Genomic DNA, 23,914 nt, shown 5'->3' with positions numbered 1-23,914 from the left:
TTATTGTAAGTATTACACAACTTTAAGGGGCAATTATGGCAGTTATGCCAGATAAATGGATAAGAGAAAAAGCTGAAAATTTTGGAATGATAGAACCTTTTGTGAACCACAAAAGCAGCAAAGGTGTTATATCTTTCGGACTATCATCTTATGGTTACGATGCAAGAGTGGATAATAAATTTAAAATTTTTACTAATGTTAATTCAGCTATCGTGGACCCTAAAAATTTTTCTGAGAATAGTTTCATAGATAAGGAAACAGACGTATGTATAATTCCACCAAATAGCTTTGTGCTTGCAAGTACAGTGGAATATTTTCGTATACCAAGGAATGTACTGGTCATTTGTGTTGGTAAATCAACTTACGCAAGATGTGGAATTATAGTAAACGTTACTCCCTTAGAACCTGGATGGGAAGGTCATGTCACACTCGAATTCTCAAACACCACTCCACTTCCTGCGAAAATTTACGCTAATGAAGGCGCATGCCAATTCGTATTTTTAAGCGGCGAAAGTGAATGCGAGAAATCATATGATGATATGAAAGGAAAATATATGAATCAGCATGGTATCACTTTGCCACTGGTGAAATAATTACTACTTTCGTTGTGAGCTACCAGGCTGCTCTATAGACAATATTCCACTATCACCAGATAGCAAAGTTCGCGCTGATTCACTTTGCTTAAGATGTTTAATTGCTTGCTTTTTGTCAGTTCCAGTGCGCATACTGCAGCCAAGTTGGAAATCTATTCCATTTTCAACAATGTTACATGAAAACCCCATAGCAGTAGCGAAACCTTCTTGTTTATTAGTAGCATTTCCGGTAACAACACCACAAGCAGTGAAGTTACGATCATTTCCAACTGTTCGCATCATCATTCCACCATCTCGTATACCATCATTATTTATATCCTTTGCTATAACAGTCTGGTCTACAAATCGCGTATTACCCACTTCTCGAGATATTACTTCTACAGTCGGTTGATTATGTAGTTGACCATTACTTACTAATGCTTGATTATATGCTGAATGGTGTTGTTCTGAATTACTTTGACTATTACTCCTTAGTTCATTTTGCTCGTGCTCTTCATTATTTTGATGTTGGTCAGTTCCTAATATGCTAGCTTCTTTTTCAACACGCTCATTGTATTCTTTATCATTACTTATCTCAACTTTATTTACTGGTTGACCTTGACTGTTTTCTATGTCTTTTTGACTAAACATGTCTTTATTAATGTAATAAAAAATAAGACCAGGTATCAGTGAAATTATTAGATTTAATACAATGCACGGAATTAAAACCACGGTAGCAGCTATATAGATTAGAGAGCTAACTATAAACTTTATTACTTTAGATAATTTAGAATCATCTTTTTGAACATTAACAGCATTCAAAAAAAGCATAGTTAAGCTAAGAGATAATGCTGTTATAGCAGTAGGCACGATGATTGGAACAAGTAAAAAAGCATTGATTAATTTTTTTCCAGAACTAGTTGGTTTAGTGCTATTATTCAGTGATGTAAGATAGTTTTGACCAACATTAGTAATCCATTTTGTACCAGACAAGACTCTTTTACTATTTTCTTCCGACATTTCAAATTTCATTGGCACCCCCAGATTATAATGCTAAATTGTACTAAAAATTAATATAAAATCAACATAAATTTTTCACTTCCGCACTTTTTCATTGTTGCTTACAATAACTATAGCTACACGATTTACTTGTGTGCTTTTCTTAATTAAAAACTTCAACTATCCATTGTAAGCTGCTGAATTTCTTATCATAGTATCTGTCATCCCAGTACCACTTTCTTGTCATCCAAGTAGCGTGACACTTGGATCTTCTCTCAACAATTTCAAAAAAATCTATCAAAAGGAGGATTATCATGTCCACAATAATTTTATCATCAATTTTTGGTCAAGCAGGCAGCATTTTTGGTCCAATTGGCCAGATTATCGGCTCAGAACTCGGTGCTCTTCTTGGTGCACAGCTAGATAGCGCAATGTTTGGCCTTGATGCCGAGCAAAAAGTAACGCATGGTGCGAGACTAAAAAATCTGCAAGTTCAAACCTCAACCTACGGCAGAACGATTCCAATTATCTATGGCACTGCTCGTGTTGCAGGGAACATTATTTGGTCACAGCCAATAAAAGAAGAGGCGATAACCACAAAAAGCAAAATTGGAAGAGGTATGAACGTTACATATAATTACTACGCAACGCTTGCAATTGCGATCTGCAAGGGGAAAGTAGAAAAATTAAACAGAATCTGGGCAGATACAACATCACTTAGCTTTGATGAAATAGATTATACTTTTTACAGCGGCAGAGAAGACCAAAATCCTGATCCATTTATGTCATCAATTGAAGGAGAGGGGAATGTGCCGGCTTATAGGGGAATATCTTACATAGTCATCAAGAATTTTCCTTTAGCAGACTATAACAATCGCGTCCCGATATTTACATTTGAAGTGCGAACTGCATTAAAGCCCGTTGGGTTTTCAATAGCGGAAAATATTCGGAATATCAATATCATACCAGGTTCAGGTGAGTTTGTATATGATACAAAAATACAGAAGAAAATCGCGCAAGAGAAAATAAGCAGCAACCAATATATCCCATATGGCCTAGCACAAAGGGTAAATCATAACAACCACACTAAAAAGAGCGATGCAGTGCTTTCTTTGGATCAATTAAAAGAAGATTTGCCAAGTGTTGAGTGGGTATCGGTAGTAGTCAATTGGTTTGTGAATGATCTGAACATTAAAGATTGTAAAATATACCCTGCGGTTGAATTTCAAGATGATTCCGCAGTCTTACCTAATGATTGGCAAGTAGGGGGTGTAACCAGAGATAATGCTCAGCTAATTTCAAAAGATGCGAGTGGAAACCCAAGGTATGGTGGCACAGTTAGTGATGCAGCGTTAACTAGATATATAGAAGAGTTACGCAGCAGAGGCTACAAGGTGATGCTCTATCCAATGCCCTTGCTTGACACAAAGAACAAAGAGTGGCGAGGAAAATTGAGCGGGACCCCTGGGGATATAAGTGATTTTTTTGAGAATCAATATAACAAATTTATAGAGCATTATGCAAGTATTGCCAAACAAACTAAAGTGGAAGGGTTTATCATCGGGTCTGAGTTTGTCCAGCTTACCAGAGTAAAAGATGCTCAAGGTAATTATCCTGTGGTGATAGAGCTGGTCAAACTTGCAAAACAGATAAAACTTAATCTTGGAAAAGAAGTAACAGTAACTTACGCTGCGGATTGGAGCGAATACCATTCATATGATGGTTGGTATAATATGGATGAACTGTGGTCTTCAGAGTACATCGACGTTGTTGGCATAGATGCTTATTTTCCACTGACTGATGGTCCAGAGCCTCCTTTTGGTTATTCCGCAGAAGATGTAATGGGTGGTTGGAGCAGTGGAGTGGGGTATGATTATTTCTATGATTACTCAAAGAGTGAACCTGAAAAAGTAAAATATAACGACAGCAGGTATGCGTGGAAAAATATAGAGAAATGGTGGAGTGAAACTCACATAAATCCAGGTGGTAGTAAAACGAAATGGCAACCAAAAATGAAAAAAATATGGTTTACTGAGTATGGATTTTCCAGTATGAACGGCTGCACTAATGAGCCAAATGTGTTTGTTGACAAAGGCAGCATAGAGAGCAAATATCCACGATATTCAAACGGAGAGGTGAGCTTTCTTTCACAGAAAATTGCAATTGAAGGAACGCTAAAAAAGTGGCAAAGCTCGGAAATGGTAGAAAAAATGTTTCTCTGGGCATGGGATGCAAGGCCATTTCCTTATTTCCCCAATTTGTGTGATATGTGGACTGACTGCCATAATTGGCAGACAGGACATTGGATTCAGGGAAAGCTTTCACAGCTTAATATTTCCGATGTTTTATCGGATCTATTACAAAAAGCAGGTTTAAAAAGCGATCAGTTCGATACGAGTGATGTTAAAGGATTATTGTCTGGATATGTAATAAATGACCAGCAATCGGTACGTTCAATTATTAAAATGCTGCAAAGTTGCTATTTTTTTGATGTGGTTGAACAGGACTCTAAACTGAAATTTGTCCAAAAGGGCAGGGGAGTTACAACTGTAATGCCAATTGGTGAAATGGTTTTCAATAACAGTTCAAAGTCGATGCAACTTGTTAATATTAGTCAACTGGATTTAAACAATAAAGTTAACATCGTTTACTTTAACCGCAATTTTGGCTATCCAATTGATGTTAAATATGCTGAGTTGCCAAAGCAAGGCACTGCTATAACAGTTGAAATACCACTCATTATGGAGGAGGGAGAGGCGCAAAATATAGCTGAGGTTTTACTTTATTCTTCGTGGCAAGAGAGAAATATATACAATTTCAAGCTGTCGATAAAATATGCGTGGCTTGTGCCAAGTGATGTAATAACGATTTTAGACGGTGAGAAAAAGCATACGGTGAGAATTATAAAAACGAAATTTGAAAGCATGTCCATTCAAGTAATTGGCGTTGGTTATGATCGCTCTATATATAAGCTCTCTTTTCCTTCAACAAGGTCACTTATGCTGAAGGAATACCCTCCCTCTCACGTTAGCAAAACCATCATAGAAATGATAGATTTACCGCATGTTAAAGATAATACCACAAGCTTTACTTTAATTAGCGAGGAAAAGAATTGGAAAGGAGCAACACTCTTTATTTCGTACAACGATAAGGATTATAAGCCTATCGCAAGCACAAACAAGCAGTCTACTTACGGATATGTAATGGAATCTACCGACGAGGGGCTTATAGTAGTGTTACGTTTTGGTGTATTGAGTTCTTCATATAACCATTATTTAAGTGATGGTGTCATTCCAGCGCTTGACCATATTTCTCCTGGATCCCAGTGTCTGGGCACTGGGATGACAGAAGAGGGTTTTACAAGCACTAATGTTAGTACTATAAATGTAAGCAATTTAGCACTGGTTGGAAAAGAGATAGTAAAATTTCAGAGTGCCGAACTTATAGATAAAAATAAATATAAGCTTAGCAACCTAATTAGAGGGCAAGAGGGCACCAAAGAGTATCAGCACACCGCAGGTGAAAAATTTACTCTGCTTGATGATTCAGTAATATCTTTCGAAGTGCAAAGGGGAAAAAAGTTTTACCTAAAAGCAGTGACTTACGGTGACTCGCTGGAAAATACGGAAGTGAAAGTGATAAATTCATTTAGTAATTGAAATTTAATAAAGTAAGTGCTAGAATTAATATACAGGTATTAATGGTAGAGATATAACATGTCAAAGGAAATGGTCAATGCGTTGAAAGCTGAAGTGAAGAAGCTCAAATATGCTGATTTCAAAGCTAACACTTGGGACGAAGTAATTTCTGGTGAGGGAACATATAAGGATCTTAATAGAACACACGGCCTTGCTATTAACGGACAAAAAATAACTAACGAATTTATTAACAATCTGTATTCAAAACATAAAAATCTAATTCTACGGGATGAAAACGGAAAAGGGAATTATCGTCCATTTCTCAGACAAATTTTTACAGAAATGTTTAAACACGTTGGTGCAACAATTCCCAATAACTCTATTATTGAGGAGTTAATAAATAACTATTATCAGGGCGGATATACTCATTTTCTTCCTAATGATATGAGTCAAGCTCTTGGATCTTTTCATTTGTCAACGCAAAGCAACTGTATGACAAGAGAGTATATTATGGATTGTCGTGAACCCAATTGTATAAAGCTTAGTTTTAGCATGAAATATACAAAAATGCTTAACTATGATGATTGTACATATATCGAAACACCAGGTTTTTGCAGTTCAGCGGAGTTTAAACTGAAATGTGAAGATAAAAATGTAACATATGAAGATGGTAAAGTACTTCTTACCATTCCTAAAGAGCTAAAAAACTACAAAGTAAGTGGTAAGAATTTGTTTGATGTTATTGTTGAATATTTTCAGAAGCTTTGCGAAAAATTGGGCTTTAAATTTGAGACAAAAGTGGAACATAGCCTTGGTGAACCACTAAAGGTAGTAAGTGAGGCAAATGCATCTTCTGTTGAAGACTTAAAGCTTAAAGTGAATAATCAAAGGTAAGATATTGAAATTCGTGCTTTTCATGATTTTAGCTTAAGATTTCAGTGTCAAAGCACATAACTGTACGAACATTGTGATTTGAATCCACTAGGAGGGTGTCATCTAAGTAGCCTCCTTCTCCTGTCATCCCAGTGCCATGACTACTTGGATCCAGAAACTTAATTGCAAGTAAGTAAACTGCTTTGATGAAATTGTATAATGGAAACTAGATCCAAGTAGTCATGGCACTGCCCTACTGGATAGAGCCTTCACAGGCTTTTTCTTGAATAGCTACTCTTAATTTCAGTAGTTAATTTAATATACTAATGAAAAAAATACATTATAATTAAGTATATTTAATCCAGTAAATCATTAAGTGAAAACAGCTCTTTCGCAAAATATCATCTCTCTTATTATGATATTGTCTGTAGCAATTGTCGATATGGCAACTGACCTATACTCAGTTGCACTACCAAGCATTGCCAATTATTTTAAAGTAGAAGGCAGTGTAGTGCAGCTTACAATTAGCTTAAATCTAGTTGGATTTGCGGTATCTGGCTTAATTTATGGTCCATTATCGGACCATTATGGTAGGCGTCCAATGATGCTGATTGGTATGACAATTTTTACTTTGGCAAGTGTCATGTGTTATATAGCCGACAGTATTATGCTCTTGATACTAATTCGCTTCATACAAGGGGCAGGAGCTGGTGTTGCAGGTGTTGTTGGGTATGCAGCAATAAGGGATATGTACTCGGGTAGTGAATACTCGAGAGTAATTTCAAAATTAAATATGGTTGTGGCACTCTCACCTGGAATAGCTCCAGTGGTGGGCAGTTATATAATTTCACATGGGTATCATTGGAAATTTTTGTTTTTTATTATGTCACTCGCGGCAATTGCTATACTTATTTTTATCTACTTTAAGTTACAAGAAACACTCACTGTAAATAAAAATGAAACCAGTATAACTAACATAACTACTAATATCTTCAAGCAATATATATCAATATTTAGAAATTATCGTTTCCTTGGGTTTTCAGCCATTCATGGATTAACTTTCATGTGGCTTTGGGCATACATTGCTAACTACCCGTTCATATTTGAATCGATGGGCATTGAAGTACAGTATTTTGGCTACCTCATATCGATCATAGTCATATTTTACATAATTGGAACTTTAATTAATAGAAGGTATGTACCAAAAGTAGGGGTTAGCAAAATGCTAATAATAGGTTTGGTGTTACCGATAATATCCGATAGTTTATTGGTATATTTTTATTTCGTGGACAAGTTGAATATATTCATTCTTCAAACTGCTTGGATTCCAGCCAATATCGGACTTGCATTAATAATAAGCAATAACGTAACTTCTGCTTTAGAAACGATCAAAGGTATAGGGCTTGGTAGTGCAGTTCTCTCATTCTGCAATATGATGTTTGGGGCTATTGGAATATATATAGTAGGAAAATTTTTTCGCTATGGTATTTTACCAAATTTACTATTAACAATAGCATGCTCTACAATTGCAATTCTTATGTACAGCCAGCTCAAATGTACTGAAAAACACAGGGAATAACCATTATTTGCGTGATCCAGAGCTCATGGGTTATTAATGACTTTATCATGATAATATAATTTTACAGGGGGTGAGAGCTCATAGATTATTAACGACTTTATCATAACAATATAGTTTTACAAAGAGGTGTAGGATGAGTAGTTCACAAAGTAGAGATAATTTTTTTAAGGCTGTTGAAAGAGGTGATATTGATGCAGTAAACCGTCTAATAAGTGAAGGAGCAGATGTTAAGGTAGAAAATGATAAAGGAGAGACTCCTTTACATATTGCTGCTGTATGGGGCCATAAAGAGGTAGTAGAAGCTCTATTGGACAAAGGGGCAAATGTTAATGCAGAAGATGAAGAGGGAAACACTCCCTTAGTTTTAACTACTGACGAAGAAATAAAAACTCTATTACAAAGCACAGCTAAATTACTTGAGGTTGCTAAAAGCGGTAATATTCAGGAAGTAAACAGTCTAATAAGTGAAGGAGCAAAGGTTAATGTAAAAGATCAAGATAACAAGACTCCTCTACATTGGGCTGCTGAAAAGGGCCATAAAGAGGTAGTAGACGCCCTACTGAAAGTAAATGGAATCAATGTTAATGCAACAGATTGGTCGCAAAAGACTCCTTTACATTGGGCTGCTGTAGAGAGCCATAAAGAGGTAGTAGAAGCCCTACTGAAAGTAAATGGGATCAATGTTAATGCAACAGATTGGTTGCAAGAAACTCCTTTACATTTAGCTGCTGTAAAGAACCATAAAGAGGTAGTAGAAGCCCTATTGGGAAAAGATGGAATCAATGTTAATTTACCAAATAACAAGAAAGATACTCCTTTACATTCTGTTCTTAAAAAGGACAACATAGATATAAATGTATTGAACGCTCTACTGGGAGCAGAAGGAATCAACGTTAATGCACAAGATGAATATGACGAAACTCCTTTACATTTGGTCCTTAAAAAGGGCAATATAGACATAAATGTATTGAACGCTCTACTGGGAGCAAAAGAAATCGATGTTAATGCACAAGATGGAGATAGGGCTCCTTTACATTTGGCTGCTGAAAAGGGCCATAAAGATGTAGTAGACGCCCTACTGCAAGTAAAAGGGATCAATGTTAATGCAACAGATTGGTCGAAAAGGACTCCTTTACATATTGCTGCTGTATGGGGCCATAAAGAGGTAGTAGAAGCCCTACTGCAAGTAAAAGGAATCGATGTTAATGCAACAAATCAGCAGAAAGAGACTCCTCTACATTGGGCTGCTGAAAAGGGCCATAAAGAGGTAGTAGAAGCCCTACTGCAAGTAAAAGGAATCGATGTTAATGCAACAAATCAGCAGAAAGAGACTCCTCTACATTGGGCTGCTGAAAAGGGCCATAAAGAGGTAGTAGAAGCTCTATTGGACAAAGGGGCAAATGTTGATGCAGAAGATGAAAATGGAGACACTCCTTTAGATTTAGCCACTACTCAAGACATACGAACTCTATTACAAAACACAGATGAATTACTTAAGGCTGCTGGAAGAGGTGATATCGATACAGTAAACGATCTAATAAATCAAGGAGCAAGTGTTAATGCAACAGATCAAGATGGAAAGACTCCTCTACATTGTGCTGCTAAAAATAGCCATGAAGAGGTAGTAGAAGCCCTATTGGGAAAAGATGGAATCGATGTTAATTTAGCAGATAAGAATAAAGATACTCCTTTACATTCTGTTCTTAAAAAGGGCAACATAGATATAAATGTATTGAACGCTCTACTGGGAGCAAAAGAAATCAATGTTAATGCACAAGATAAAGATGACAGGACTCCTTTGCATTTGGCTGCTAAAAAGGACAACATAGATATAAATGTATTGAACGCTCTACTGGGAGCAGAAGGAATCGATGTTAATATAAAAGATAAACTTGCAGAACAGACTCCTTTACATTGGGCCGTTGTAAAGGGCCATAAAGAGGCAGTAGAAGCCCTATTGGGAAAAGATGGAATCGATGTTAATATAGAAGATAAACATGGAAACACTCCTTTCAAATTAGCCACTGATGAAGGAATAAAAACTCTATTGCAACCAGCAGAAAAATCTGATGATGGTTCAGCGGGTGGATCATCGACAGATAGTGAAGGGGGTCAAGAGGAAGAAAAACGAGTAGGTGATGATACTGAACTACAATCAGATAATAGCAAAGAAGGGGAAAAAACCAGCACCACCAGTGCAGAACAAGGAACTGATGTACAAGACAACGATGTAGGTCCTGTTGCTTCCACAGAACCTGCACAAACAGAAGAACAGCCGAGCTCTTTTTTTGGTAGTTTGTTTAGTATACTTATGAAGCCTTTTTCATTAATTGCATCATTTTTTGGTGGTTTTTTTTCATGGTTGTTTGGGTCTGACGAAGAAAAGTCTGACACACAACCTTATGATGATTCTTCTTCACCTGGGGTCGATCAATCAGTTGAACAAAATAATGGTGATCATAATGACCAGAGCAATGTGATTTGATAGTGATCTTCTACCGGAAAAGGTGTCATCCCAGTGCTTGACACTGGGATCCAGGAAACTTAATTGCAAGTAATGCATTGGGTTTGGTGAGTATGGGTTTTGCGTTATAGAATGAAGCACTTTTGGTGAATTTGTAAAGAAAACTAGATGCCAGTGTCAAGTGCTGGAATGACATCATCTTGGATGGAAATAACGTCACGTACTGGGATGACAAAGAAGAGTGGGCTTTCATATGGTTATGCAAGAAGTCTACTGAATGTAAACCAGTTTCTCACACACACATTTTACCACATGATCTGCGCTGATATTAAAATGCTCATAGAGTGTTTTATAAGGTGCTGATTCTCCGAAGCTTTTCATGCCAATAAATATACCGTTTGAACCTATATATTTATGCCAACCCATTTCACTTCCGGCTTCAATTGCAACTTTAATGCTGTCATTATTTAATATTGCCGCTTTATATTCATCGCTTTGCTCGTCAAAAAGCCTCCAGCATGGCATAGAAACAATCCTTGTACCTATACCCTTTTCCTGCAATTTCTCCCTTGCTTCAACTGCAATTTCAACCTCGGACCCCGTAGCAAATATCGTCACTTTTAATTCTTTTGAACATTCACACAAAATATATGCACCAAACTTCGATAAATTAGCAGATTGATCGATATCAGAGTAGAACTTGCGCATGTAACTTACGTTTTGCCTTGAGAGCGCAAACAGTGCTGGAGATTCTTTCTTTTCGAGTGCAATGCTAACACACTCCAGAGTTTCAACTGCATCGGCTGGCCTAAAAACATATAGATTTGGTATAGCACGCAAAGAGGCTAAATGCTCTATTGGCTGATGAGTCGGGCCATCTTCTCCCACTCCAATTGAGTCGTGAGTCATGACATACATAACCTGCTGCTTCATCAGAGCTGAAAGACGTATAGCAGGACGACAATAGTCGGAAAATACCAAAAAAGTGCCGCCATAAGGAAGAATCGCGCCGTGAAGTGCCATACCATTCATACATGCTGCCATAGCGTGCTCTCTCACTCCATAGTGGACATAAGAGCCACTATAATTATTGCTATTTATTACCTGCATGTGCTCATATTTAGTGCAATTTGACCCGGTAAGATCAGCAGAACCGCCGATTAATTCCGGCATAGACTCAGTTAAAAGTTCCATTACTCTGCCGAAAGAAGATCGAGTAGCTTCGTTTGGCATTAGCTCACATATTTGTTTCTTCAGGTCAGCTAAAACACCAGCGATATTATCTGGTAGATGTTTATCTAACCGTCTTTGAAGTTCTACATGATATCCTGTTACCCCAGCTCCACTTTTTGTCATCCCAGTGCTTGACACTGGGATCCATTCTTTTTCTTCTTTCCTGGTCACGCGCTGGAATGACATCGTGTAGTTTTGTTTTGCTCTCTCAACAGTTTTCTTCCAGGCATTTTTCACATCTTCTGGTACATGGAATGGTTCATAATTCCAGTTTAATTTCTCTCTCATCTGTTTTATGTCTTCCTCCGAAAAAGCACCACTGTGAGCAGAGGATGTGCCAGCACGGCTTGAAAATTTTCCGATAATAGTTTTGCAGCAGATCATTGTAGGTTTATCAGACTTTTTTGCTTGCTCTATTGCAAGGGATATGGCATCAAAATCATGGCCATCAATTTTGTCAACATTCCATCCATACGCTAAGAAGCGTTTCTCTACATCGTCAGAACAGGAAAGGCAAGTAGCGCCATCTATAGAAATATCATTATCATCAAAAAGAGCTATAAGCTTATTCAATTTAAGATGCCCAGCAAGTGATGCTGCTTCATGGCTTATTCCTTCCATAAGACAGCCATCCCCTAGCATCACATAAGTGTAGTGATTGATTCTAAACTGCTTTTCAAGTATCGATTCAGCAAGTGCCATGCCAACAGCAGCGGCAAACCCCTGACCGAGCGGGCCTGTTGTTGCCTCTACCCCGGAAGTCAAGCCGAACTCTGGATGACCTGGGGTCTTGGATCCCATTTGTCTGAAGTTTTTTAGCTCATCTACGCTAATATAACCTGTCAAATATAATATTGAGTATAGTAACATTGACCCATGACCGTTTGATAAAACAAAGCGATCTCTATTGAACCATTTAGAATCATCAGGATTATGATTCAGATATTTAGCAAACAAAACAGTTGCAACATCTGCCATGCCAAGTGGCATACCTGGGTGTCCAGAGTTTGCTTTTTGTACTGCATCAATTGATAAAAAACGGATGGCGTTTGCCATAGATTTTAAATGTGAATGATTCATGTGTTAATAGAAAAACTTAAAAATGAAGTATAAAAGATTATATCAGCAAAAACAAGTTGACACTGAGTGCTAAAATCCTTAATAATCTAAAGTTAAATCGTGAGAGTTTTTATATGACAACTGTTATCACTAGAAAGTATAGGATTAGCCGTAGACTTGGTGTAAATTTATGGGGTAGAGCTAAAGACCCAGTAAACAAAAGGAAATACCCTCCAGGTCAACATGGTATTCTTGGATTCAAGAAGTTATCCGACTTTGGTAAGCAGTTTGCTGCGCATAAGAAATTTAAGTTTTACTACGCGATTTCAAGTAAGCAGCTCAGACGTACATTTTTAGATGCTTATAACAGAAAGGGTTATACGGCTGATAATTTTATCGGTATCTTAGAATCGAGATTAAGTTCTGTTTTATACCACTCTGGTCTTGTTCCAACAATTTACTCAGCAAAGCAGCTCATATCTCACAAGCACGTTACAGTTAATGATAAGGTGGTTAACATATCGAGTTATCGAGTGAAGCCAGGTGATATAATAAAAATAAGAGAAAGGGCAGCAAAAATCCCTGTAGTAGTAGAGGCTGAACAAAAACAAGAGCGCAAGGCTCCGGATTATTTAGAAGCAGATAGTAAAGAGCATTCAGTGAAGTATTTGAGGTCACCTCAATATTCTGAGGTTCCTTATTCAGCAGACATGGAAGTCAATTTAGTAGTAGAGTTTTACTCTAGATAGATAAAAAAAGCCCGTGTGGCGGAATCGGTAGACGCAGCGGACTTAAAATCCGTGGGTTTTGCGACCTTGGGAGTTCAAGTCTCCCCATGGGCACCAATTTAACTTAGCAGATAAATACAAAAAAGTATGAAATGGCTTGATATAGAAGATATTGTGGAAGCTCTGGAGGAAAAATTTCCAAATGAGAATATAATTAGTATCAGATTCACTGAGCTTAAAAAAAAGGTCTTGAGTTTAGAGAAATTTGATGATGATGAAAAACGCTGTAACGAAAAAATACTCGAAGCTATTCAAGCAGCTTGGATTGAGGAAAGATTAACCGCATAGCAATAAACCATACGCAAACGTGATTTCTATTACAATTTGCATATTGATTATGCTATTTTTTGGATCTAGCCTGGCAAGTTAATAATAATTTAACTAATTACAATTAAAACAGCTATAAGGTTAATTATGAGGCAAAACAAAAATTTTTGAATGGAACGATCTTGACAAGTGCTACGTTGAGATAAGTTTTGCATAAAAATACTGCTTTTACGGTGTGAGGCCAGAGGGTAGAGCCTTTGTAAAGCAGTTAGAAGGTTGTCATCTAAGTAGCGTGACCAGAGCTAGATTCCGCGAACACGCCGCGGAATGACGACTATGCAATATGCGTTGCGGAGTGACGATTATGGTCATACCGTCACGGTATCTCACAAACATGTAGCAGTAATGACAAAATCTCAAGTTATATGTATACTTTTATATTATCTACCTACTAAAAAAACAGAAAAATGCTCAAACGTAGCGGTCCAAAAAAATTAAAGTCTATAATTGAAAACTATGCATTAAAATGCATGAAAAATAAGATTAGTAAAAATGAAATACGTCTTATTTTAAACTGGCGAAATATAGTAGGGAAAGAAATAGCAGAGTGTACAAAACCGAAAAAGATCTCATATGCACAGAATATAAATTCGGGTGTATTGCATCTGGTAGTAACAAATGGCAGCAAAGCATTGGAAATTCAGCATATGATTTCTCTTATAATAGAAAAAATTACGATATTTTTTGGCTATAAAGCAGTATATGGTATAAAAATTAAGCAAGAGAGTATTGACTATTTGACTATATAAGGTAATCTAAGTACATAGAATAATTTGGTATATTGAAGTGAGTAGAGTTTGTGAATTAACAAATAGAAAAAAATCTTTTGGTAATAAGGTATCACATTCGAATCGTAAAACAAAGCGTACCTTTCTTTTAAATTTACATAAGGTTACGTTGACAAGTGATATATTGAATAAAAAGTTTAGATTTCGTGTGGCAACAAGAACTTTGAGAACTATAGATTACAAAGGTGATTTAGATGCTTTTTTGCTCAACACAAGAACGATTAAACTAAGTGAGAAAGCGCAGAAGATAAAAAGAAGGTTGAAAAAAGTTTTAGTAAAGCAAGAGGTAGAGTTAGCAGTTTCAGATGCATAGCAAACCTCAATGGCTCAGAGCAAAAGCTCCGACCGGTGAAGTATTTAATGAAACCTTAAACATCGTTAAACTGCATAACTTGCATACAGTGTGCGAAGAGGCTGCATGTCCAAATATTGGCGAATGTTGGAATAAACGTCATGCTACTGTGATGATTCTTGGTTCTGTTTGCACTCGTGCTTGTGCATTTTGCAACGTTGCAACTGGCATTCCTGATAAACTAGACCCTCATGAGCCAGAAAATTTAGCAAAAGCGATAAAAAAGTTAAACTTAAAACATGTTGTCATTACTTCTGTTGATCGTGATGATTTACCAGATGGTGGCGCAAATCAGTTTATACAGTGCATAGAAGAAATTAGAAAGATAACTTCAGAAACAACAATAGAGATTTTAACTCCTGATTTTTTAAATAAGAAAGGAGCATTTGAAGCAATCGCTGTTGCATCACCTGATGTCTATAACCACAATATTGAAACAGTGCCGAGATTGTATGCAAAAATAAGACCACGAGCTCGCTATTTTCATTCACTATATTTACTGAAGATGGTAAAGCAGATTAATCCTAAAGTTTTCACAAAGTCGGGGCTTATGGTTGGTCTTGGAGAAACAAAAGAGGAAATACTGCAGGTTATGGACGATTTGCGCAGTGCTGAGGTTGATTTTATTACAATTGGTCAATATCTACAACCAACTCCAAAACATGCAAAACTTGATAGGTATGTTACCCCAGAGGAATTTGAGCATTATAAATATATCGCTTACTCCAAAGGGTTCCTAGTGGTTGCATCAAGCCCACTAACTCGGTCATCATACCACGCTGAAGAAGATTTTAACAGGCTCAAGGCTTGTCGTTGACATTTGCGTTAATTCAAATTAATTTTTACTAATTATAAAGGAGTTGAGCGACTTTACGTAATGTCTACTATAAAAATCAAGAAGAAATCGCAATTAGTTAAAGAGGTATTCGATTCCGTGGCAAGTCGCTACGACACCATGAATGATATAATGAGCCTCGGAATGCACAGATTATGGAAAGATAAGATGGTAAATAGTGTGCATTTTACAAAAAACTCTAAGGTTTTAGATGTTGCTGGAGGAACTGGAGATATAGCAATAAGAGTAGTAAGAAAAGAGCCAAGTGCTAAGGTTACAGTATGCGATATAAATCAAAACATGCTAAACAGAGGACGTGATAAAGCTATAAATTCAAACCAAATTAATTTTGATTGGGTATGTGCAAGTGCAGAAATTTTACCATTTGAAGACTCCGAATTTGATTATTGCACAATAGCTTTTGGCATTCGAAATGTTTCTGACCGCAAGAAGGCTTTAAATGAGGCGCACAGGGTATTAAAACCACATGGGAAATTTATCTGCTTAGAATTTGCCCCTATGCACTATCAAAATGAGATATTTACCAAACTTTATGACTTATATTCATTTAAAGTAATTCCTAAAATTGGCAGCATAGTTGCTAAAGACAAGAGTTCTTATGAATATTTAGTGAAGAGCATCAGAGAATTTCCAACTCAGGCTGATTTTAAAATGGAAATTGAAGAGGTAGGCTTTAAGAATGTTGAGTTTCATAATATGAGCTATGGAATAGTGGCATTACACATTGGAACAAAATGAATATTAAACTCTGGTATAGAACGCTGGATTATTATCTCATCCTTCCAGTGTTTTTTTTGCTCACTATAAGCTTCATTCTTGTTTATTCAGCAAGCCCTGTAATTGCGCAGCGTCTTTCTTTACCACAGGATTATTTTATACGGCGTCACACAATTTATATAGTCCTGTCACTAATTACCTTGGTGACATTTTCTTTTCTCAACACAAGAACTATACTTAACCTCTCATTCGCAGGTTTCATTTTATTTACTATTCTAGTGGCAGCTGCGATAATACTTGGTATAGAGGTAAAAGGTGCGAAACGATGGTTGCATATTGTCAAAATTTCAGTTCAACCATCTGAGTTCGTAAGGCCATTTTTTTCTGTTGTTATAGCTAGTATCTTGGCCAGCGAAATGAAGTTTAAAATACACATATCAATCATAATATTTCTGTTAGTTTTTGTGTTGTTACTTTTGCAACCTGATTTCAGTATGTCTATGCTTTTAACATATTCTTTTATCAGTCAAATGTTTATTGCATGTATACCATTTTTATACTTTCTATGCATAATAGGAATGGCCACAACTGGAACTACAATAGCTTACTTATGCCTCCCACATATAAAGCAAAGGATTTACAATTTTGTCTTTTTTACGCAGCGCGATAACTTTCAAGTCACAAAATCATTAGAAGCATTCAAAAGAGGTCAATTAACTGGAGTTGGACCTGGTGAAGGTAGCGTAAAAGCCTCTCTTCCTGATTGTCATACAGATTTTGTGTTTTCTGTTTTAGCAGAAGAATTTGGTTTGATTACGTGCTTAGCCACATTGATGTTATTTGGCATCATTTCTGCCCGCTTGCTTTACATTGCATATAGGGAAAATGAATTATTTAATCTGTTGGTGATTCTCGGTATCTCAATGCAATTCATCACACAATTCATAATAAACATAGGGGTAACATTGAGTGTTTTTCCTACCACCGGCATAACCCTGCCGTTACTTAGCTATGGTGGTTCTTCTCTTTTATCTTCGAGCATCGCACTTGGCATAATGCTGTCTTTCAGTAGAAACCAAGCTATCGCATTAAAGTTTCGTGAGCGTGTTATGCTTGGAAGGTATATGGACTAAACTTGTACCGCTCACAACTATTATTGGTATCCCTCCAAAATGGGTATCTGTTCAGATGAGTGGCAAAATAAGGTAGACGAGAAAAGCAACTATAGGAACAAATGGGTGTCATGCAAGTAGCTGACACTGGTATCCAGTCCTTTTGCACAGTTCCATCAAAAACGTTGTAAAGCGCTTTCGTGTTTACCAACTTAGTGCCCAATCTGGATCCCAGACTGGGATGACAAAAAAAGGAGCACTGGAATTTTTGTTTCAGCATTAGCCATGCATCTGAACAGATACCAGAAAATATTCCACTGACATGCTGAACAACAAATACATCACTATGTCGTTTATCGCAAAAACTTATATTTTTCGTAACCATTCACACTTAATTCTGCAATTCTTTGATCTCACTCATAGAAAGACCAGTAGTTTGAGCTATAATATTAAAAGAAACACATGCTTTAAGTAGATTCTTTGCGACTTCAATTTCCCTCTCTTTTCTACCTTCCTCTTTAGCAAGATCAAGTCTGTATTCAAGAATGGCTTCTTCTTTGCGCAGATCCATTATTCTTTCTTCATAAGCTACTAGATCTTTTTCATTCCAGTGAAACTTATCTAATTCATCATATGCTAGCTTTATTATTGGTGATTTTTCCGCAATTTTTCTGAGATCTTCGTCCGTTGTTTCATCTGCATATTTGAAAAAAAATAGCCAACGGTCTACTACACTTTCTAGTTGTTCTTCTCTACTCTTAGGAAATTTTGGCAGCTCTATGAAGATAAATTGAAAATCTTTTAAGTCATGCTCATTGGTTTTTTCATCTCTTATGGTATGGCTAGATATATAGTCAAGCTTATCAGGGAATAAGGTACAATTTGAAATCGCGATAAAGAAAATCTTCTTTAAATCAACGTATTTACCAGATTTATCAGCTTGTCTTGAGTAAGCCTTAGCAGCATAAAGTTGTGCGCGTTTTTCAAAGCCTTTATCACGAGTGAGCTGCATCTCAATTATATACCTGTTCCCACTAGAATCCCTGCAAAGAACATCAACAATGCTTTGTTTATCAGAAGCAATTTCAGGGTCCATAATGGTGCTTAAGAATTCTACTTCTTGTATAGTGTTGACTTCAGTACATCCTAAAATATCGTTTAAAAAATGGATAAGAATATTCTTATTTTTTTCAGTGCCAAAGATTTTCTTAAATGTTAAATCTAACTTTGGATCGAGAAATTTAGAAAGAGCCATAGTAAAAATACTGAGAAAAGATTAATAATTATACACTATTATTAACAACTATTCAACCATATTTTTAAGTATAGCTATACCGCCGCGGCGCTAACACGTAGCGGGATGACGAGCTTATCGTCACGCCGCCACGAACCGTCATACCGCCGCGGTATCTCTTAACATAGATCCCTTACTTAACCGTCATACCTTAACATAGATCCCGCTAACACGTAGCGGGATGACGGTTGTCGTTTAGCCATAAATATTAAGAAATTTACCAAACGAAAAAAAAGGCAAAAGAAGCCCTAGGGTTATTATCTGCTTTAAAATATTGGCGTTTTTTATGTTTTAAACGCTTGACAAGCAAGATTTAGCTGCTTTTAATTGCAACTAACCTACGCTGCAAATGTTTAAGAAATTTACTAAGCAGAAAAAAAGACAAAGAATCCCCGAGTTAGCTAGTCTTTTACTATCTCTGTCGAGTATTGGCATTTTTTGATGTCTTGTAACGCTTTATAAGCGCGTTCAGCTTATTTAGATAAAAATCTAGATGTAGATGAAGTTTTGTAAAGACATACAGTATCTATATACTGCAAAAAATTGAACATAAGACGCCGATACATTAAGTAATCCTTACCTTTTAATCTGCAGATTGGCGAAAGCAAATACAATAGCTTCAGTTTCATGATAAGGGGGCTGGCGGAGTTTGTCAAGTAAGTTTTTTGTTTCTGCGAGCTACTACCCTTTCTTGGTGGACTAAAATCACAACAGCTGCAGAACCTAAATTGCTTCATACTACACCTTTCCCCTTTCCCCTGAAACTAAAATCTATATACTTAACTTTAGAAACTTTAAAATAAGATGCGATCTAATATTAGGCAGTTATTTTACTATATAAAGCCTAATCTATCCTATTTTGTCATAGCTTTTATTGCAGTTTTATTTTCAGCCTTAACGATCCTCCTCTTTGGCAGAGGCTTAAGCAATATAATTGATTCTGGCACAGAGCACGATTTTACTACCAAACTATTAGTTGCAATACTTATAGTTTTAGCCATTTCTCTCACTGCATTTACTCGGTTATATTTCATTGGCATTGGCAGCGAGAAAGTTATCGCAAGAATCAGATATGACTTATATAGCAGTATCACTAACTTGCAACCAAGTTTCTTTGAGAACACAGGCGTACAAGATGTTATCTCAGCGTTAATTACTGATACCTCTGTGCTGCAATCAATAATAAACAGCAGCTTACTAACCATATTACGAAATTTTGTGATTCTGATTGGCAGTGTTGCTATGTTATTATATACAAATATACAACTAACTGCGTATGCAGCCGCAATAATACCTATACTACTCATTATCATGACCTCACTTGGAAAAAAAGTGCGTAGCTATGCACGCTTTGCTCAGGATAAATTAAGTGAGCTTGCGTCATTTAGTGAGGAAAATTTTAGATCTATAGTGACTATCAAATCGTTTGTACTCGAGGAAAACGAAAAAATCCGTTTTAAGGAACATTTAAACTCAGTATCAAAATCATACGTAAAATTAGTACTCTTGCGTGCTATTCTAGTAACTCTAGTTATCACGTGTGTGATAGGTTCACTAGTTGTTTTGCTCTTTTTTGGTATTAAAGAAGTCTTAAGCAATAATATAACTATTGGAGAACTCTCCTCATTTGTGTTTTATTCAGCGCTTGCGGCAGGAGCTATAAATAATTTGAGCGATAATATCAGTGATTTACAACGAGGTCTTGGAATAGTAGAGCGTTTATTTGAATTTAAAAATATGAAAAGCTCTATAGTAGATGCCGATGATCCTATAAAAATTTATAGTGTTCAAAAAGGAATTTCGTTTAATGGTGTAACATTTTTTTATGAATCTCAGCTTGATAAGCCAGCGTTAAACAATGTATCGTTTTCTATAGAGGCAGGTCAAGCAGTATCAATTGTTGGACCATCTGGCAGTGGTAAAAGCACCATTTTAAAGCTTCTGCTCCGTTTTCATGATCCAAACAAAGGTAGCATTACTATCGATGGGCACAATATTAAGTCAATTGCGCTAAATGACCTCAGATCGTTGTTTGGCTTAGTGCCACAAGATCACATGATATTTTCTTGCTCAATAATGGAAAATATACTATATGGCAAACCAGGTGCCGAATATGAGGAAGTGAAGCAAGCAGCCATCAGCGCTTATGCGATGGAATTTATTGATAAGCTGCCTGATAAATTTGATACATTTGTAGGAAAAAGAGGATTAAAACTTTCTGAAGGACAAAAACAACGTATTGTAATAGCAAGGGCCATACTCAACAATCCTCAGGTTTTAATACTGGATGAAGCAACCTCTGCCCTTGATTACAAAAGTGAGAACCTCGTGCAAAAAGCATTGAGCAAGTTAATGCAAAACAGAACAACAATCGTAATTACACACAGGCTATCAACCGCACTCAAGACTGACAAGATTATAGTAATTAATCATGGAAAAGTAGAAGAAGTAGGAACTCATGACTTTCTAATGAGTAAAGACGGGCTGTATGCAAAACTGGCGAAGATACAGTGGAATTGAAAGAAAATTTAAATCATACCGTTAGTTGATATGCTAGATTTATAATTAAAATTATTAAATTTTTAATTTTATTATTTTATAATGGTTCCATAGTTATCCGGAAATTTCGTGATCTGTAGTTTCTTTCATTCACGTTATATTCATAGCTTGTTCTATCTTAATGTAATTCCAATTTTGACTGTATAGGAGGTCTCTATGTTAAAACATAACTATAGTGATAAAATCAATAATCGCTATTCATATACTAACAAATTTTCTTATAGTGATGAGGGTGTAGACGAGACGATCAAGGATAAAATCACAACTGAAGATCAGGTAGTAACTGATGATGTTGAAGAGCCTGATGCTGGTAATGATGGTTACAGCGAAGGTATGGCTTTCTCTTACCATGGTTACGGCAACGACTTAATATAAACTCTGATCCAGGAAGATAAAATAGTTAAGATAAACCTTCAACTAGTCCCACTTATTCACTATACTGCTATAGATTTTATAGCAATATAGTGAATGAACATTTTTAAGCAGATTTCTTCTCTAATCTTTAGTAAATTGAATGAGTTGAAACAAAGGGGTGTTATAAGCACAAGTGCAGCAAACTTTATCATAGAGCCTCCAAGCAATAGAGTCCATGGAGACATTTACACAAATGTTGCTATGGTGCTTGCAAAGCATGAAAAGAAGAATCCCATTGAAATTGCAGAGGTTTTAGCCAAAGAATTTGAACTTTTTGATGAAGTTGCAAAAGTGGAAATAGCAGGCTCTGGTTTCATCAACATGCACTTAAAAATAGAAGTGTGGCATGGAATTTTAAAACAAATAAATGAGCTAAAAACAGAGTTTGGCACCCTAGATATAGGGAACAATCAGGCCATTAATGTTGAATTTGTATCTGCAAATCCAACTGGTCCACTGCATATTGGTCATGCAAGAGGGGCAGTATTTGGTGACGTTCTGGCAAATTTATTGAAAAAAGTTGGTTATAAAGTTACTAAGGAATACTATATTAATGATGCTGGAGCGCAGATAGATACGCTAATTCGGTCAGTATATTTGCGGTATAAGGAAGCTCTGGGAGAAAAAATCAGCATCGAAAAAGGTTTATACCCAGGTGAATATTTAAAACCAATAGGGACTGGGCTGGCCAAAAAATATGGCGCAGAGCTTCTAGAAAAGCAAGATAATCAAGTGATTAGAGACTATACTTTAAGTTCTATCTTAGAAATCATAAAGGAAGACATGAACTTACTTGGAGTAAATCATGATGTTTTTACTTCAGAGTATGAGCTACAAAAAAGTGGCAAAATTGAAGAGAGTATAAAGATATTGTCTGACAAGGGTCTAGTGTATGAAGGGTACCTGGAGAAACCAAAAGGCAAAGAAAGCGAAAATTGGACTTCCAGAAAAGAGATGCTATTTCGCTCTACAAAATTTGGTGATGACGTTGACCGTGCATTGAAGAAAGAGGACGGCAGTTGGACTTATTTTGCCTCGGATATCGCTTACCATTTTGATAAGATATCGCGTGGTTTTAACAATATGATCGTAGAGCTTGGTAGTGACCACGGCGGTTATGTCAAAAGACTCAAAGCAGTCGTCTCTGCGCTCAGTGATGATCAAGCAAAAATAGAGGTAAAACTGCATAATATTGTGAATTTTTTCGAGAACGGCAAACCTGTTAAGATGTCCAAAAGATCAGGAAACTTCCTAACAGCAAGAGATGTAGTGGAAGAAGTTGGCAGGGACATAACTCGTTTTATAATGCTAACACGCAAGAATGATATGGTCTTGGACTTTGATTTTGTTAAAGTTAAAGAACAGTCAAAAGACAACCCTATTTTTTACGTGCAATATGCGCATGCTCGTGCTCATTCGTTAATGCGTAATGCTCCAAAAGAGCTCCCAACAGCAGATCCTTCACTTTTAAGGACAGGTGGAGAGCTCTTCCTCATAAAAACCTTAGCAAAGTGGCCAGATGTGGTAGAAATTGCAGCAAGGCTTTGTGAGCCACACAGAATTACTTTCTACTTACTTGAAGTTGCAGAAGCGTTTCACGTTTTATGGGGGTATGGCAAGAGTGATTTAAACATGCGTTTCATACTGGAAGACAACTTAAACCTCACCGCCGCAAGAATGTTTCTCGTGCAGGCCTTAGCACACGTCATTGCTTCTGGACTTTCTATCTTTAATATAGAGCCGTTAGAAGAAATGAGTTGATTTTTTTTTGTTACAATATGTAATGATCAAAATATTATTCAAAGTAGGGTAAAGTTATGACAATCAGTTTTAGGGAGTATTCAACTGTATTCACTGAAGTTGCGGAACAGACAGATTTAAATGGAAATAACATAATTGAAAGAATAAAAGGGCATTAGCATAGATCCCGCTAACAAGCAGCGGGATGACGGTTGTCAGGGTGTCAGGCTAGTACCTTCTCTTGTCATCCCAGTGCCCAGATACTGGGATCCAGAAAAGTTTGCTTGTGAACAAGCAAACTAGCATGGAAAGTGGTTACAACATTTTCGATGAGATTATATGGAAAACTGTATTCCAGTGTCAAGCACTGGAATACATCACAGGGGCACTGGAATGACACCCTTTACGGGCTCTTAAATTGCAACTATAAATGTTTAAGAAATTTACCAAATGAAAAAAAAGGCAAAAGAAGCCCCATGGTGGTTGGCTATTTACTATGTACTAAAATATCGGCGTTTTTTTTATTCTAAAACGCTTGATTAAGAGCGAT

General features: G+C 36.6%; 20 protein-coding genes and 1 tRNA gene. 17 read left to right on the top strand and 4 right to left on the bottom strand.

All coding sequences use genetic code 11. The features are described from left to right. Window positions 1-35 precede the first annotated feature (35 nt). On the top strand, window positions 36-593 hold the full coding sequence (gene dcd, locus ACICQD_RS04735) for a dCTP deaminase (protein WP_006280485.1): 558 nt from the start codon (window positions 36-38) through the stop codon (window positions 591-593). A gap of 3 nt (window positions 594-596) precedes the next feature. On the opposite strand, the gene ACICQD_RS04730 is transcribed toward dcd, so the two are convergent. Next, complete coding sequence (locus tag ACICQD_RS04730) at window positions 597-1,604, bottom strand: hypothetical protein (RefSeq protein ID WP_395461671.1); 1,008 nt, start codon at window positions 1,602-1,604, stop codon at window positions 597-599. Between the two features lie 281 nt (window positions 1,605-1,885). Between ACICQD_RS04730 and ACICQD_RS04725 the strand changes: the two genes are divergently transcribed. The 4 genes from ACICQD_RS04725 to ACICQD_RS04710 all read left to right on the top strand — a co-directional run bounded on the left by ACICQD_RS04725 (window position 1,886) and on the right by ACICQD_RS04710 (window position 10,146). Then, window positions 1,886-5,230 carry a glycoside hydrolase TIM-barrel-like domain-containing protein gene (locus ACICQD_RS04725; protein ID WP_395461670.1) on the top strand — a complete coding sequence of 1,115 codons (3,345 nt, stop codon included), beginning with the start codon at window positions 1,886-1,888 and terminating at the stop codon, window positions 5,228-5,230. A 57-nt stretch (window positions 5,231-5,287) separates the two neighbouring features. Further along, window positions 5,288-6,103, top strand: a complete 816-nt coding sequence (locus tag ACICQD_RS04720; protein ID WP_022626257.1) for a hypothetical protein — start codon at window positions 5,288-5,290, stop codon at window positions 6,101-6,103. Between the two features lie 394 nt (window positions 6,104-6,497). Next, on the top strand, window positions 6,498-7,661 hold the full coding sequence (locus tag ACICQD_RS04715) for a multidrug effflux MFS transporter (protein WP_395461823.1): 1,164 nt from the start codon (window positions 6,498-6,500) through the stop codon (window positions 7,659-7,661). 133 nt (window positions 7,662-7,794) lie between these two features. Continuing rightward, a complete protein-coding gene (locus ACICQD_RS04710; RefSeq protein WP_395461669.1) occupies window positions 7,795-10,146 on the top strand; it encodes an ankyrin repeat domain-containing protein in 2,352 nt (783 codons plus the stop codon). 25 nt (window positions 10,147-10,171) lie between these two features. Here the strand turns inward: ACICQD_RS04710 and ACICQD_RS04705 are convergent, their stop codons facing one another. After that, the gene (locus tag ACICQD_RS04705) at window positions 10,172-10,378 is read right to left on the bottom strand and encodes a hypothetical protein (RefSeq protein WP_138264940.1); all 207 of its coding nucleotides are present in this window, start codon (window positions 10,376-10,378) and stop codon (window positions 10,172-10,174) included. A 17-nt stretch (window positions 10,379-10,395) separates the two neighbouring features. Continuing rightward, entirely contained in the window at window positions 10,396-12,438 is a 2,043-nt protein-coding gene (tkt, locus tag ACICQD_RS04700) for a transketolase (RefSeq protein ID WP_395461668.1), read from the bottom strand. 113 nt (window positions 12,439-12,551) lie between these two features. On the opposite strand from tkt, the gene rpsD reads away from it, so the two are divergent. The 8 genes from rpsD (at window position 12,552) to ACICQD_RS04660 (ending at window position 17,378) form a co-directional block, all read left to right on the top strand. Beyond that, on the top strand, window positions 12,552-13,166 hold the full coding sequence (rpsD, locus tag ACICQD_RS04695; RefSeq protein ID WP_010962555.1) for a 30S ribosomal protein S4: 615 nt from the start codon (window positions 12,552-12,554) through the stop codon (window positions 13,164-13,166). 9 nt (window positions 13,167-13,175) lie between these two features. Next, a tRNA-Leu gene (locus tag ACICQD_RS04690) sits at window positions 13,176-13,262 on the top strand. Between the two features lie 30 nt (window positions 13,263-13,292). Next, window positions 13,293-13,493 carry a Fe-S cluster assembly protein IscX gene (gene iscX, locus ACICQD_RS04685; RefSeq protein WP_395461667.1) on the top strand — a complete coding sequence of 67 codons (201 nt, stop codon included), beginning with the start codon at window positions 13,293-13,295 and terminating at the stop codon, window positions 13,491-13,493. Between the two features lie 446 nt (window positions 13,494-13,939). Then, window positions 13,940-14,281: a DUF721 domain-containing protein gene (locus tag ACICQD_RS04680; protein ID WP_010082513.1), complete on the top strand. Its 342-nt coding sequence runs from the start codon at window positions 13,940-13,942 to the stop codon at window positions 14,279-14,281. 37 nt (window positions 14,282-14,318) lie between these two features. Further along, a complete protein-coding gene (rpmB, locus tag ACICQD_RS04675; protein WP_006279619.1) occupies window positions 14,319-14,633 on the top strand; it encodes a 50S ribosomal protein L28 in 315 nt (104 codons plus the stop codon). Then, the gene (gene lipA, locus ACICQD_RS04670; protein WP_010082514.1) at window positions 14,626-15,489 is read left to right on the top strand and encodes a lipoyl synthase; all 864 of its coding nucleotides are present in this window, start codon (window positions 14,626-14,628) and stop codon (window positions 15,487-15,489) included. Before rpmB ends, lipA begins: the two co-directional genes overlap by 8 nt. Window positions 15,490-15,549: 60 nt before the next feature. After that, window positions 15,550-16,266: a bifunctional demethylmenaquinone methyltransferase/2-methoxy-6-polyprenyl-1,4-benzoquinol methylase UbiE gene (gene ubiE / locus ACICQD_RS04665; RefSeq protein WP_395461666.1), complete on the top strand. Its 717-nt coding sequence runs from the start codon at window positions 15,550-15,552 to the stop codon at window positions 16,264-16,266. Next, window positions 16,263-17,378, top strand: coding sequence for an FtsW/RodA/SpoVE family cell cycle protein (locus ACICQD_RS04660; RefSeq protein ID WP_395461665.1), 1,116 nt, complete (start codon window positions 16,263-16,265; stop codon window positions 17,376-17,378). Before ubiE ends, ACICQD_RS04660 begins: the two co-directional genes overlap by 4 nt. A 370-nt stretch (window positions 17,379-17,748) precedes the next feature. On the opposite strand, the gene ACICQD_RS04650 is transcribed toward ACICQD_RS04660, so the two are convergent. Further along, window positions 17,749-18,612, bottom strand: coding sequence for an Rpn family recombination-promoting nuclease/putative transposase (locus ACICQD_RS04650; protein ID WP_395461664.1), 864 nt, complete (start codon window positions 18,610-18,612; stop codon window positions 17,749-17,751). An 843-nt stretch (window positions 18,613-19,455) separates the two neighbouring features. On the opposite strand from ACICQD_RS04650, the gene ACICQD_RS04645 reads away from it, so the two are divergent. The 4 genes from ACICQD_RS04645 (at window position 19,456) to ACICQD_RS04630 (ending at window position 23,761) form a co-directional block, all read left to right on the top strand. Further along, a complete protein-coding gene (locus tag ACICQD_RS04645; protein WP_341820307.1) occupies window positions 19,456-21,171 on the top strand; it encodes an ABC transporter ATP-binding protein in 1,716 nt (571 codons plus the stop codon). 195 nt (window positions 21,172-21,366) lie between these two features. Then, window positions 21,367-21,585, top strand: coding sequence for a hypothetical protein (locus ACICQD_RS04640; RefSeq protein ID WP_010962563.1), 219 nt, complete (start codon window positions 21,367-21,369; stop codon window positions 21,583-21,585). 93 nt (window positions 21,586-21,678) lie between these two features. Then, entirely contained in the window at window positions 21,679-23,385 is a 1,707-nt protein-coding gene (gene argS, locus ACICQD_RS04635; protein ID WP_395461663.1) for an arginine--tRNA ligase, read from the top strand. Between the two features lie 220 nt (window positions 23,386-23,605). Further along, window positions 23,606-23,761, top strand: a complete 156-nt coding sequence (locus ACICQD_RS04630; protein ID WP_167513690.1) for a hypothetical protein — start codon at window positions 23,606-23,608, stop codon at window positions 23,759-23,761. Window positions 23,762-23,914 lie beyond the last annotated feature (153 nt).

The sequence above is a fragment of the Wolbachia endosymbiont (group A) of Therophilus tumidulus genome, assembly GCF_964277345.1.
GTDB lineage: Bacteria > Pseudomonadota > Alphaproteobacteria > Rickettsiales > Anaplasmataceae > Wolbachia > Wolbachia pipientis.
The sequence above is the reverse complement of the archived record's forward strand: the minus strand, read 5'-3'. Positions and strand labels throughout refer to the sequence as shown.